Consider the following 12,380-nt stretch of genomic DNA (forward strand, 5'->3'; position numbering starts at 1 on the left):
ACCTCAGTTAAAATAATCGCTCGCTATTTCTTTCATATCCATTTCACTATTTGCAAGCAACAACCCTCTATGTACATCAGTTCCACTTTACCTTTTTTATCCTATCATAAAATAAAAAAAAGAAAAATAAAAAGCCTAACATAAATTTTAATTTCATTATGTATATCTTCATTTTAGATTGGACATAAATAAATATAACAACATCATTTTCGATGTTGTTGCCAACCGCGGAGAAGACTTACGTTTCCCCATAAGTTCTTCCTCCGGTTTCTCCTCTCCCTTTGCCTTCTTACTAGTAGTACATACTAGTATTAGAAGGGCCCTGCTTTGCAGGGTTTTTTTATTTGTCTACTTTTCATTTAAAAAGTCAGGTGGTACAGTAAAAGAAAGAGGAGGAAAAAATATGATTCAACGCTTTATAGAACTCGGAGAAGGCTACTCTGACTTATATGAATTACTTGAAATTGCCAAAACAAACCAAGAACGTGTAACACATATGTTACAATTCGAAACTGTAAAAAACGAAAAAAAAGTGTGTTCACTTGTTGTAATACTAAAACCGACAACTACTGGTGATTTCCAACCATTATACATATGTCGTGAAGGCATTCCTGTACTTGAAAATAAAAAAAGTAAACGTGTCGTTTTATTTGAAGAAATGGCGGAACAAATAGGGAAAAAAGTTACTCCCTTTACTGTAAAACCATCAACAACTTTCCCTGAAAAAGAACTATTTTTTAATCATCTAATTGGTATTTTACGAATGAACAATTTCATTCCTCCAATGAAATAACACGTTATTTCAAGTAAAAAAATCCCCTGCTAAATTTAGCAGGGGATTTTTTTACTTAGCTATAATCGTATTCTTTTGCCCGATCAGGACGCGAATTTTCGAATTCCGTTTTTAAAAATGGGCGATACGACTGTTCTACTTTTTTTACAAAAGGAAGTTTATTCAATTTTTGCATCATATGCTCAATTTGTTCCATATCACAATATACAACGGCATATTTCAAACGTTTTGATATGTAATGAATGTTACCATATTTCCTTAAAATCTTGGCATGTTTCAATGAATGTAAATAAACAATCATACTTTGTCGTTGCCCGAACATAATCTTCTCCATCTTCTCCTTTTAAAAACTTATATTCTTATATTTTATGAAAACCAATCATAAATTTATGACATTAAAGAACAAACTCTGTATACGTTTTCTTCTATATTCTAAAAAACGGGGTAAATTACCCCGTTTTTTTACAACCACAACCGCCTCCGGTACCACAACCACCGCCACAGCCACCCGCATCAAAAAACGGATTTCCTGTTGGAACTTTAACGGAAGAAGACACCTCAGAACCAATTGCTACACTAACTTCATCTAATAACTTCTGTAAAGTTGTTTCTGCTCTTTTAAAGGTCGCAACCTTATCATGCATATCTACAGAACGCTTTAATTCCCTCATTTTCGTCGAAACGAAAGTATAATCAGGATGATATTTACCAAAACGTTGCACTTCTTCGTATCGCTCTTTCATCGCTGTAAATTGCTGAATTAGCGTCTGAACTTCTATATCTTCTTGTAAATCCTTATAATACTTACGGTAATCTTCTGCTATATCTGAACAGATGATCGCTTTTGCAAGCTGCTCTGCCTTATCTAAAATCAATACGCTTTCCAGCGTCGCTACAATCATGAGAGACACCTCCGAGTATTCATCATAACACATTTGGAACAGAACTACTAATTGAAGTGTCTCACCTAAAAGAAAGATATGATTCTAATTACTTTTCATACAATCTTCTTGCACTCTTATACACTAATATGCTCCGCAATATTATATTTAAGAACATCCCATTTCCCGCTATTCTCTTTCACGTAGCTAATACATGCGTTTTTTAACGGCGTTTTAAATGTAATTTCATTTGGTGCAATTGCGTGTAAAATAGCTTTTATTGCATGTGAATGCGCAACAATGATAATACGTTTATCTCCATGTGCTGCTGCAACCTGTTGTAAAGCCGTAAAACAGCGCTCTACAATTTCTTCATCCTGCTCCATTCCTTCTACTTTACCTTCTGTAATTAACTCTCTAACGGCCGCAACTGGTTTCCCAGAAGCTTCGCCAAAATTACGTTCCATAAATCGCTCATCTAATAAAATAGATGGTAATCCAATAGCCCCAGCAATTTCCTTAGCTGTTTCTTGCGCTCTAATTAACGGGCTACTTATAATTATATCCCACGATTCCGCTTGCAAGGCAGCTGCACTTTGACTAGCTTGCTTCTTCCCAACTTCATTGAGTGGAATATCTTCGCGCCCTTGAATAATCTCTTGAAAGTTCCAATCAGTTTGTCCATGTCGTACTAAACAAATTTCCGTCATGCTGCAACTCCTTTTTTAAATAATCCGATTCTATTGTAACAAAAGTTTTGCATAACGGACATAGTTTTCCCTTCCAATTACGTCGTATTTTGCTGCTTCATATACTGGAACATATCAATCATAATTGAAGCAACGGCCAATTGATTTTGAAATTTTTCCACTTTATCTGGTATCGTTTTTTTGAAATGCTGCATGGCAGCTAACTCAAAAGCTTCTTTTTCTTCTGGGTTACGCGTCAATTTCCGGTACCAGTATGGCTGTTCCCGAATATAGCGAGCTAAATCCTCATCAGCTTTTATAAACTCCATAAGCTCTGCTCTCATTCTCTTTCCCCCTAATCCTTTTGAAAGAAAAAAGGATTATTTTCAGAAGTACTTTGTTCTTGCTGCGCACGGTTTCCTTGAAATTGTTGAATAACTTGTTGCACGCTACCAATCGCACTCGTTACATTTGCTAAATGATGTTGCATTTGTTCTACGTCTAGCTTTTTAAAGAAAGAAAGCATTTGCCCCATCACATCAGCAGTTTTTTCCTCTTCTGTTCGATTTTCTTTTTCTTCTTTATTTTCTTTTACCGAAGAAAAAGCAGGTGCTCCATCAGGTCTATATGCTGTCCATATTTGATCTTCTTCACCAAGTAAGTACCATTCTTCATAAAATTGCTGCCAAGTTTTTTGACCACTTCTAACCTCATGAACCATTTTAGGGTGATGGTTTACAAACTCTTTAAACTGTTGAACCGATGGATGTAACGGCCCTTTTGTTGTTGGCATAATCCTCACCTCTTCATGTATATCTACTATATTGTAAGAAAAAAAAGGCACATGGTTCGCCTATTTTTAGACGATTCATGCACCTTTTTATCTTCCTATTTGTGGACAGTTAAAGCCCGATTGGTGAAGGCTAATAATCATTGAAGGATGTCCCCCACTGATTAAAGTTTCATTTTATTTTCGGATAAAGTTTTGAGTATAAAATTTATCATATACCCCAACACCTAATCCAGTAAATTGCTCATTTAATAAATTCTTTCTGTGACCCTCACTATTTAACCAACCTTGTACCGCCGCAATTCCATCGCTATGTTGCGCCGCTATATTCTCACCAGCAAGTTGAAAAGCCACTTGCCCACGTTGCAAGCGATCTCCTAACGTACCAAAAGTAGGTGAATCGTGTGAAAAATAATTATTATCCTTCATATCTTTACTATGGCCAAACGCAACATCTGCAGTTTGTTGATCCAACGTTAACAACGGTAATTGATGACGATTCCGAATAATATTTGTTAAATCGAGAATTTGTTGCATATTTCCATTTTCTACTTGCTTCATTTTTTCTGGCGTCAGCGGCTGTTCCGCTATTAATTCACCTGAATAAACAAGTTGATATGGTCTTTGTCGTAATAACGTTTCATCATCCATATAACGAAGACCAACAAGCTCATGTGTAAAGTGATCAAAGTATAATTGTGCCCATCCATCTTCTACAGGTACTAGCGGTTGTTCCATTACTTCCGTATCAGATAACTCAAATTGATAACTATTCTTTCCTCTTTTTAATGAAATCTCATGTGAAAGTGGATTCTTTTTATATACCTCTTCATACTTTTCATTTATATAATAGGGAGCCACCTTAACTTGCTCACCAGCAACATACGCCGTTACAACTTTACGTTCAGCAACTCCAAATTGAACATACTGAGCTAAATCTTGATTATACACCCACCATTCATATCCATAAGCAGACGGCTCTATTCGAGATGGTTCGCCCCACTTCGCTAATAAATTCTCAGAGTCCCCACCGATCATATTTAAAACAGTGTCTGTGGATTCTTCATTTACTTGCTTCTTCTTTTTCACAATTTTATTTTCTTGCTTAGAGTGAGATGGGGTTAATATATATTGTGACACGAGTAACTTCCCGTATAAATCAACAGCTAAAATTAAAAATGTAATCATTACGATACGCAATAATTTCTTCAAACGATATACCTCCTGAACAAAGCATAAAATCGAGATATACACAAATCCTTTTTTTTCCTTTTTTGTGTGTACCGTACTCTTTTCACTATATCATATTTTCACGAAAAAAAGTCTGGATTATCCCTTTTCTTGCAATACGAATTGCACTTTCTTATTATTCGTACTATTATAAAAATAATGAACTAACATTAAAATAAGGAGGTATTCTATGCAATTTACAAATACAAACTTTACTGATGCAGTCGTTGATCTAACTCTTTTAACTGAGATTATGGAAAACAATCATTTTGTACTTGCCGGACAATGGGATTACGAACGCGTTACATATGATTATAAATTTGAAATATTAAAGGATATTTATTATTTACGTGTACAAGGATTTGCTGTTGAAGGTGACATCGGCGGCAGACACGCTCAAGTAAAACTATTGCCACCCTTATTAGGAAAACATTATTATCCTCATGGCGTTGAATATGGCGATGATGAGATTTTTCCAACGAATGTACTTCAAAAAAGCGAACAACTCCTACAAAATATTGAAAAAGAGTTAAAAGAATTTCAAATTATTGAATAACAAAAAAACTAGCGCATTAACACGATGCGCTAGTTTTTATTTCGTCTGCAAATAAGGAGGTAACTCTTGCAGCTGCTCTTTATCCTTTTCACGCTCTCTACGTGCCCATTTAAAGAACACATAACCGATAATCGTACCGTACACTATTTCCTGGACAATTTTCATAATAATACCACCTGTTTGCTGGTCTTGTACTACCGGCATCCAATGTAAAAATTCTGGTCCAGTTATATTTAAATCTGATAAAGTACCCGCCGGTACACAGAGTTCCATTGCCTTCATCCAAGCGGCCGGATCTGTATATGTTGCAAATAATGGTGCAGTCGCAAAAATTATTAACGCACAAGCTGGCGTTAATAAAATACCATTAGCAAACATGTAACCAAGCTTCTTAATATCACTTAAAGTTTGATATTCTGGCAGTGGATTTAACATTGGCCACCACATCATCATTGCTGCAAAAAACAATATAGCAAGGCAAATAGGATGCGCTATTTGACTTTGTTTTACTGCATCAAAAACAATTGGCAAATGATAAAAGGAAAACAGGCCATTAAATACAAACAACGCAATAAGCGGCTTAGCAAAAAACTTTATCACAATTTGAACGAACTTAAAAGAAGTAATATAACGATATAACCAAACAGGTATACCAAGCAGTAATAACGGAGGCACCGCAATATACATTACTGCCATCTCAAACATATGTGCACTAAATATGATATGACCAATTAAATCAATAGGTCCTCCCTTTACAACATACAAAAGAACAATCCCGGTCGTAAAATAAAAAATTTGCTTCTTACTTACCTTTGTCGCATTTTCAAATCGCGTTCTATACGGTCCAATAATTAAAAAATAACTAATAAGAATCGAGATCATAAATAATAAAAAAATTGGACTCCATAAAGCTTGAAAACCAAATACCCATAAGTTTTCCATTTCCACACCTACCTTTTCAAAATTCTTATATTTCATATAAAAAGAGGGCTTTGATATATCAGAGCCCCCTACTATCACTGTTTAAATCCACACAATTGTCATAAAGGCTAATATTGTTAATAAACCAATTAACAATCCAGAGTACAAGAAGAAACTCGCCGCTTCATGCCCTTTATGACTCATATGCATGAAATAATATAACTGAAATATAACTTGAATGACTGCTAACAATAATATAAATGGAACCGAAAAAATCGGGCTAAATGTTTTCGGATATGCCACCGCTGCAAATGCAACTAATGTTAAAAAAATCATTAGTGAAAATGTAACAACTTGGTGCTTCATTTCCTCTGCACTTTTTCTCTTCCGATAAACAAGATCCACCTTAGGATTATTCGTTTGCTTAACCGCCATTGTTTATCCCACCATTCCCATCAAATATACTACAGTGAAAATAAACACCCAAACTACGTCAATAAAGTGCCAATAAATTGATGCAACATAAAACTTTGGTGCGTTGTATAAATTTAAGCCTCTCTTCGCGTTTCTAAAGATTAATGTTAAAATCCAACATAATCCAAACAACACGTGGAGCCCGTGTGTACCAACAAGAGCATAAAATGCAGAACCAAATGCACTACTTCTCATAGTATGCTTAAATTCATGCGTATAATGATAAAACTCATATATTTCAAACCCCAAAAATCCTAAGCCAAGCAACACTGTTACAAGTAACCAAAGTTGCATTTTCTTAAAGTTAAAATTTTTCATATGATACATTGCGTATACACTCGTTAAACTACTTGTTAACAAAAGCATCGTCATAATGAAAACGAGTGGCATTTGAAACATCTCTTGAGATGTTGGTCCACCATTTGTAGAGTTCTTTAACGCTAAATATGTGCCAAATAAGGAAGCGAACAACACTGTTTCGCCTCCAAGAAATAACCAAAAACCAACAAACTTATTTTTCCCCTCAAGGGTTGCTTTTTCAGGCTCTGCTGGAAATGTTTCATTCGTTAATTTCTCATCTACATGCATTACGCCTTGCCCCCCTTATCATCTAAATCTTCCTTATGAATATGATATCCATGATCATCAATTACTGAACGAAGGAACATTGTACCAAACGTAATGATTAAACCGATAATCGCTACTAATAACCAAAATTTATCTTTGCCACCCTGCATATACATCGCACCGAATGCTGCTATGAATAAGCCTAGAGAAATGATAAATGGTGAAAATGAAGCATTTGGCATATGAATATCACCAACTGGTTCCGCTGCTGTCATCTCTTTATTACCTTCACGTTTTTCAATCCAAAACGGATCTAATCCGCGAACAAATGGCAATTGTTTAAAATTGTATTCCGGTGTTGGTGCTGGCATTGTCCATTCTAATGTACGTCCATCCCATGGATCACGGCCAGCCTTCTCTTTTGATACCGTTGTTTTTATTACATTGAATAAAAGAACAATCGTTCCAAGAGCCATAAACACAGCTCCGATAGAACTAATCATATTCCCCATTTCCAACCCTTGGCCCTCAAGATATGTGTAGTAACGACGTGGCATACCAATCAATCCAAGGAAATGCTGAATAAAGAATGTTAAATGGAAACCGATAAAGAATAACCAAAATGTTATCTTACCTAATGTTTCATTTAATACTTTATTAAACATAAGTGGCCAATAATAATGCGCACCTGCAAGTAAACCAAATACAACACCACCAACAATTACATAATGAAAGTGTGCTACTACGAAATAATTATCATGAAACTGATAATCAGCTGGTGCAGAAGCAAGCATAACACCTGTAACTCCACCCATAACGAAGGATGGAATAAAAGCTACCGCCCACATCATTGGTGTTGTAAACCTAATACTTCCACCCCACATTGTAAAGAGCCAGTTAAATATTTTAATACCCGTTGGAACTGCAATCGCCATTGTTGCAACCGAGAAGATAGCATTTGCAACAGGCCCAAGACCAACAGTAAACATATGATGCGCCCATACCATAAATCCTAAAAACCCTATTAATACTGTCGCGAACACCATAGAGGAATAACCGAATAATCGTTTTTTCGAAAATGTGGCGAAGATTTCTGAGAATATTCCGAAAGCTGGGAGTATAAGAATGTATACTTCCGGATGACCGAAGATCCAGAATAAATGCTCCCATATAATCGTGTTCCCACCTAGTGCCGGATTAAAGAAACTTGTGCCAAATAAACGATCTAACATTAAAAGTCCTAATCCTACAGTTAATGGTGGAAATGCAAATAAAATAAGTGAAGATGTTACAAATGTTGTCCATGTAAACATCGGCATGCGCATGTACGTCATCCCTGGCGCGCGCATATTAATAATTGTAACAAGGAAGTTAATACCTCCAATTAATGTACCAATACCTGATATTTGCAAGCCGAGTACATAAAAATCAACACCATGTCCTTTAGAGGCTAAAGCTAAAGATGCATACGATGTCCACCCTGCATCAGGCGCTCCTCCTAAAAACCAACTTAAATTTAAAAATAATCCACCAAAGAAAAATAACCAAAATCCGAGCGAATTCAAAAACGGGAACGCCACATCACGTGCTCCAATTTGAAGTGGTACAGCGGCGTTCATAAATGCAAACACGAGTGGCATAGCTGCGAGGAAAATCATTGTTGTACCGTGCATCGTTAATACTTGATTATAAGCATCCCCAACAAGAAAAGCATTGTTAGGAATCGCTAACTGCAGGCGAATAAATAGTGCTTCTATTCCACCTATTACAAAAAACAATCCACCTGCAATTAAATAGAGAATGGCAATCTTTTTATGGTCTACTGTCGTTAAATAATCCCATATGACAGCACCCATCCCCTGTTTTTTTGCTACAGAACTCACGTTTTCAACCTCCCCTTCGCAAATGATCCCTCTTTATTTTTCAATCTTTAACGTTTGTAAATATGCATTTAATGCATTAATTTGATCATCCGTTAAGTTGTCATATTTACCAGTCATTTTATTACCTGGTTTCATATTTTCAGGATCTTTGAGCCATTTTTTTAAGTTCTCTTCATTATTTTCGGCAATACCAGCAACCATATCGCGATCTGCGAAGTTTGCTAAGTTCGGTGCGATACGAGCAGAAGGTGGTCTACTATCATTTGATCCAACTGCATGACAACCAATACAGCTTTTATTAAATATTTCTTGACCCTCTTGCGCCTTTGTAGAAGCTACTTCTTTTTTTCCATCAATCTTCTTCATGTCAGCAAGCCACTTTTTGTACTCGCTTTCATCCAGAGCTTTCACTTTGAACTGCATTAAAGAATGTGATGGGCCACAAAATTCTGTACAAAAACCATTATAAGTGCCCGATTTATCTGCCTTTAACCACATTTTGTTTACATTATCTGTATTTGTATCCATTTTCCCAGCTAAAGATGGAACCCAAAACGAATGTTTAATATCGGCACCCTTCAAATTCAAATACACTTTCTTACCTGTGGGGATAACTAAATCTTGAGAAGTTACTATTTTTTCTGATTTATAAGAAAATTCCCACCAATAAAGATTCGCTGTTACATCAACAACGATAGTATCTTTATCAATATTCTTTTTCTCCATCGCACTTACATCAGCAAGCTTGAATGTATATGTAACAGTCGGAACAGCCAAGATTAACAAAAGAATAATCGGAATGACTGTCCATATAATTTCTAGTTTGTGATTTCCTTCAACTTGCTCTGGAATATAATCTTCCTCACCCTTTTTTTGTCGGAAACGCACAATTACATATAAGAAAATAATAGTAACTACAAGTACTACTCCTACCATGATTGCACTCGCTAGTAAGAGCAAATCATATTGCATTTTTGCTACTTCCCCTTGCGGAATTAAAGTAGACTGAAAAGCTTTACCGCATCCCCCTAACAGTAAAGCCAGCAGTGAAACGAACGAAAGCAGTCGCCACTGTTTCTTCATACAAACAACCCCCACTTTCTTTGTGAATTAGATTGTACTTTATAGTTAAGTAAAGTAAATCTCAACGTAAAGAAATCCAATCATGTCGTTGTCTTAGAAGAATGTAACTACAATCATTGACACAAATAAGATTGTTAAGTAATTCAGGGAATAAACAAACATTTTTACGGACCACTTGATGTCATCTTGCTGACGGAAGCCATAAAGCCCTAATGCGATCCATCCGATGTTAAGCAATGTTGCAATTACCATGAATGTTATTCCAAGTCCACTCATATAAAATGGTAGTGGTAATAAACATACTGTCCAAATCATAATCTGACGTTTCGTAATATCAAATCCCTGTACAACAGGAAGCATTGGGATTCCTGCATTTCGATATTCATCAACACGCTTCATCGCTAATGCGAGGAAATGTGGGATTTGCCAAATAAACATAATTAAAAATAACATCCAAGCAATTGGATGATTTAAAGACGGATCAATTGCCGCCCATCCAATTAAAGGTGGAACTGCTCCTGATATACTACCTACAACAGTATTTAACGTATATTTTCTCTTCGTCCATAACGTATATAAAACAACATATGTGAAGGCACCAATAAATGAGATTAACACTGCCATCGGTGTAGTAAGTAATAAAAATGCAAAGCCAAGAAGTAAAATTACAAGTCCAAATGCAAGTGCAAAGCCAGGTTTATATTTACCTGTTACCGTTGGACGGTTTTTTGTTCTTTCCATTAATGGATCGATATCTCGGTCAATGTAGTTATTTAAACAACATACCCCTGCCATAATTAATGCCGAACCAACGATTGTGAAAAATAACTTATCTAGATTGTCCATAACACTCAATCCATTAAAATGTAAAGCCAACCAAAATCCTGTAAATACAGTAAGTGTATTTGAGTTTACAATCCCCATTTTAACGAGCGCTGATAAATCTTGTAACCGAGTTGTTTCCGGTACAATTGAAACAGCTGACTCATCATGCAGCTCACTTGTTGCATGGTTCATCACTTTAACCCCCTCTTAAACCTATCATCTTTCTAAGCATATATTTCATGTGAAATATTTCGCTTCTATATAGCAATATTATTACAGTAGAAATATTGTTAACCCATTCTACTACTAATCTACGCCCATACTCCAATATATTAAATCACATTTCCCGAACATTTTGTGAAGAAAACATGAACTTTTTGTGTCGAACATTAAAAAACTTTATTCTAATTTATCCTTATCATAACATGATGTTATCTTCTATAATAAACTATTTTGTCATATTTAGCATGTATTCTCCCCACTTCTTTTCAAAATAGCCTAAATTCCTCCTAAAATATGTATTTTAAATCCCATTTTTTTCTTTATAATACGTACGTTGTCCTCGCCCTCCATTTCTTTGCTATTTTATTATTTTTTATATATCATAGGACTGTAGCACGTTTTATTCTATACATAATGGAATGAAAATATTTCGCAATAACTTCATAGCAGAAAGATGGTGAAAGAGATTGCAACGCTTTATTAAATGGTTAGCAGTCATTACAAGTCTCGATTTATTAGTAGTTTTACTAGGAGGCGCTTTAGTTACAAAAACGGGTTCAGGCCAAGGATGCGGCAAATCATGGCCTCTTTGTAACGGTGAATTTGTTCCATCTAATTTATCAATGGAGACTATTATTGAGCTAAGTCACCGCTTAACATCTGGATCAGCAGGAATCCTTGTTACTCTTCTTTGTATCTTGTCCTGGAAATATTATAAACATGTGCGCGAAACAAAGACGTTAGCAATTTTATCCTTCGTATTTTTAGTTGCACAAGCATTAATGGGAGCGGCGGCGGTTGTTTGGGGTCAAATGCCTGCTGTATTAGCTATTCATTTCGGTATTTCCTTAATTTCATTTGCTTCTGTCATCTTGTTAACGTGTCTTATTTTTGAAATTGATCAGAAATTTGATGCACGTTCACTTATTATGGACAAAAAAATGAAATTTCATATTTATGGTGTAACAATTTACAGTTATATCGTTGTCTACACAGGAGCTTTAGTACGTCACGAACGAGCTACCTTAGCCTGTCCAGACTTCCCTTTATGTAGCAAAAATAGACCTATGCCAACTCAACTACATGAGTGGGTTCAAATGGGACATAGAGTTGCAGCGATGTTAATTTTCGCTTGGATACTATATGCGATGATTATCGCTATTCGCCATTACAAGCAGCAGCGTGTAGTATACTGGGGATGGATTATTTCATTTATCCTTGTTACACTTCAAGCTATAGTAGGGATTTTAGTCGTATTTACAAATGCTAGTTTAGCAATGGCATTATTACATTCGCTCTTCATTTCTTGCCTGTTTGCTGTACTATGCTATTTAGTTATGATAGGTACAAGAAGTACAGTCAATGCAAAAGAAACTGAATCAACTTCTAAGCAAACAAAATAAAGTAAAACTTTAATACCTTGCCAATTCGGCAAGGTATTATTTACACACAAAAAAGAGCTGCTT

Annotated in this window: 15 protein-coding genes; 3 read left to right on the forward strand and 12 right to left on the reverse strand. The window is 35.6% G+C overall.

Going from position 1 to position 12,380, the window contains the following annotated elements; translation table 11 throughout:
• Positions 1-403 precede the first annotated feature (403 nt).
• Positions 404-793 (forward strand): DUF7147 family protein, encoded by a 390-nt coding sequence (locus tag LCF45_RS19370; protein WP_002014762.1) that lies wholly within the window; start codon positions 404-406, stop codon positions 791-793.
• Positions 794-848: 55 nt separating this feature from the next.
• Here the strand turns inward: LCF45_RS19370 and LCF45_RS19375 are convergent, their stop codons facing one another.
• The 6 genes from LCF45_RS19375 to LCF45_RS19400 all read right to left on the reverse strand — a co-directional run bounded on the left by LCF45_RS19375 (position 849) and on the right by LCF45_RS19400 (position 4,365).
• Positions 849-1,115 carry a YlbG family protein gene (locus LCF45_RS19375; RefSeq protein WP_002088292.1) on the reverse strand — a complete coding sequence of 89 codons (267 nt, stop codon included), beginning with the start codon at positions 1,113-1,115 and terminating at the stop codon, positions 849-851.
• A 127-nt stretch (positions 1,116-1,242) separates the two neighbouring features.
• The gene (locus tag LCF45_RS19380; protein ID WP_002128868.1) at positions 1,243-1,695 is read right to left on the reverse strand and encodes a YlbF/YmcA family competence regulator; all 453 of its coding nucleotides are present in this window, start codon (positions 1,693-1,695) and stop codon (positions 1,243-1,245) included.
• A gap of 116 nt (positions 1,696-1,811) precedes the next feature.
• Entirely contained in the window at positions 1,812-2,384 is a 573-nt protein-coding gene (locus LCF45_RS19385; RefSeq protein WP_263893242.1) for a histidine phosphatase family protein, read from the reverse strand.
• A gap of 77 nt (positions 2,385-2,461) precedes the next feature.
• The gene (locus tag LCF45_RS19390; RefSeq protein WP_002014770.1) at positions 2,462-2,707 is read right to left on the reverse strand and encodes a YlbE-like family protein; all 246 of its coding nucleotides are present in this window, start codon (positions 2,705-2,707) and stop codon (positions 2,462-2,464) included.
• Between the two features lie 11 nt (positions 2,708-2,718).
• Positions 2,719-3,156, reverse strand: a complete 438-nt coding sequence (locus tag LCF45_RS19395) for a YlbD family protein (protein ID WP_002088296.1) — start codon at positions 3,154-3,156, stop codon at positions 2,719-2,721.
• 174 nt (positions 3,157-3,330) lie between these two features.
• Positions 3,331-4,365 (reverse strand): CAP domain-containing protein, encoded by a 1,035-nt coding sequence (locus LCF45_RS19400; RefSeq protein WP_002128869.1) that lies wholly within the window; start codon positions 4,363-4,365, stop codon positions 3,331-3,333.
• A gap of 208 nt (positions 4,366-4,573) precedes the next feature.
• On the opposite strand from LCF45_RS19400, the gene LCF45_RS19405 reads away from it, so the two are divergent.
• Positions 4,574-4,939 carry a YugN family protein gene (locus LCF45_RS19405; RefSeq protein WP_002014773.1) on the forward strand — a complete coding sequence of 122 codons (366 nt, stop codon included), beginning with the start codon at positions 4,574-4,576 and terminating at the stop codon, positions 4,937-4,939.
• Between the two features lie 36 nt (positions 4,940-4,975).
• Here the strand turns inward: LCF45_RS19405 and ctaG are convergent, their stop codons facing one another.
• The 6 genes from ctaG to cyoE all read right to left on the reverse strand — a co-directional run bounded on the left by ctaG (position 4,976) and on the right by cyoE (position 10,884).
• Entirely contained in the window at positions 4,976-5,881 is a 906-nt protein-coding gene (gene ctaG, locus LCF45_RS19410) for a cytochrome c oxidase assembly factor CtaG (RefSeq protein ID WP_033708188.1), read from the reverse strand.
• A gap of 81 nt (positions 5,882-5,962) precedes the next feature.
• A complete protein-coding gene (gene ctaF / locus LCF45_RS19415) occupies positions 5,963-6,295 on the reverse strand; it encodes a cytochrome c oxidase subunit IVB (RefSeq protein WP_002014776.1) in 333 nt (110 codons plus the stop codon).
• Between the two features lie 3 nt (positions 6,296-6,298).
• Positions 6,299-6,922 (reverse strand): cytochrome c oxidase subunit III, encoded by a 624-nt coding sequence (gene ctaE / locus LCF45_RS19420; RefSeq protein ID WP_000557861.1) that lies wholly within the window; start codon positions 6,920-6,922, stop codon positions 6,299-6,301.
• Positions 6,922-8,757 (reverse strand): cytochrome c oxidase subunit I, encoded by a 1,836-nt coding sequence (gene ctaD, locus LCF45_RS19425; protein WP_002014777.1) that lies wholly within the window; start codon positions 8,755-8,757, stop codon positions 6,922-6,924. The genes ctaE and ctaD overlap by 1 nt, the downstream gene beginning before the upstream one ends.
• A 60-nt stretch (positions 8,758-8,817) precedes the next feature.
• Positions 8,818-9,867 (reverse strand): cytochrome c oxidase subunit II, encoded by a 1,050-nt coding sequence (coxB, locus tag LCF45_RS19430; protein WP_078203115.1) that lies wholly within the window; start codon positions 9,865-9,867, stop codon positions 8,818-8,820.
• A 93-nt stretch (positions 9,868-9,960) separates the two neighbouring features.
• Positions 9,961-10,884 (reverse strand): heme o synthase, encoded by a 924-nt coding sequence (cyoE, locus tag LCF45_RS19435; protein WP_002033731.1) that lies wholly within the window; start codon positions 10,882-10,884, stop codon positions 9,961-9,963.
• A 497-nt stretch (positions 10,885-11,381) separates the two neighbouring features.
• Here cyoE and ctaA point away from each other — a divergent pair, with 497 nt between their 5' ends.
• Positions 11,382-12,317 (forward strand): heme A synthase, encoded by a 936-nt coding sequence (gene ctaA, locus LCF45_RS19440; RefSeq protein WP_002014781.1) that lies wholly within the window; start codon positions 11,382-11,384, stop codon positions 12,315-12,317.
• Positions 12,318-12,380: the final 63 nt, after the last annotated feature.

The organism is Bacillus sp. 41-22 (genome assembly GCF_025809295.1).
GTDB classification, from domain to species: Bacteria; Bacillota; Bacilli; order Bacillales; family Bacillaceae_G; genus Bacillus_A; species Bacillus_A mycoides.

Coding starts and splice junctions, on each gene's coding strand:
- LCF45_RS19370 (WP_002014762.1), top strand. CDS start 404: ATGATTCAACGCTTTATAGAACTCGGAGAAGGCTACTCTGACTTATAT.
- LCF45_RS19375 (WP_002088292.1), bottom strand. CDS start 1,115: ATGTTCGGGCAACGACAAAGTATGATTGTTTATTTACATTCATTGAAA.
- LCF45_RS19380 (WP_002128868.1), bottom strand. CDS start 1,695: ATGATTGTAGCGACGCTGGAAAGCGTATTGATTTTAGATAAGGCAGAG.
- LCF45_RS19385 (WP_263893242.1), bottom strand. CDS start 2,384: ATGACGGAAATTTGTTTAGTACGACATGGACAAACTGATTGGAACTTT.
- LCF45_RS19390 (WP_002014770.1), bottom strand. CDS start 2,707: ATGAGAGCAGAGCTTATGGAGTTTATAAAAGCTGATGAGGATTTAGCT.
- LCF45_RS19395 (WP_002088296.1), bottom strand. CDS start 3,156: ATGCCAACAACAAAAGGGCCGTTACATCCATCGGTTCAACAGTTTAAA.
- LCF45_RS19405 (WP_002014773.1), top strand. CDS start 4,574: ATGCAATTTACAAATACAAACTTTACTGATGCAGTCGTTGATCTAACT.
- ctaG (WP_033708188.1), bottom strand. CDS start 5,881: ATGGAAAACTTATGGGTATTTGGTTTTCAAGCTTTATGGAGTCCAATT.
- ctaF (WP_002014776.1), bottom strand. CDS start 6,295: ATGGCGGTTAAGCAAACGAATAATCCTAAGGTGGATCTTGTTTATCGG.
- ctaE (WP_000557861.1), bottom strand. CDS start 6,922: ATGCATGTAGATGAGAAATTAACGAATGAAACATTTCCAGCAGAGCCT.
- ctaD (WP_002014777.1), bottom strand. CDS start 8,757: ATGGGTGCTGTCATATGGGATTATTTAACGACAGTAGACCATAAAAAG.
- coxB (WP_078203115.1), bottom strand. CDS start 9,867: ATGAAGAAACAGTGGCGACTGCTTTCGTTCGTTTCACTGCTGGCTTTA.
- cyoE (WP_002033731.1), bottom strand. CDS start 10,884: ATGAACCATGCAACAAGTGAGCTGCATGATGAGTCAGCTGTTTCAATT.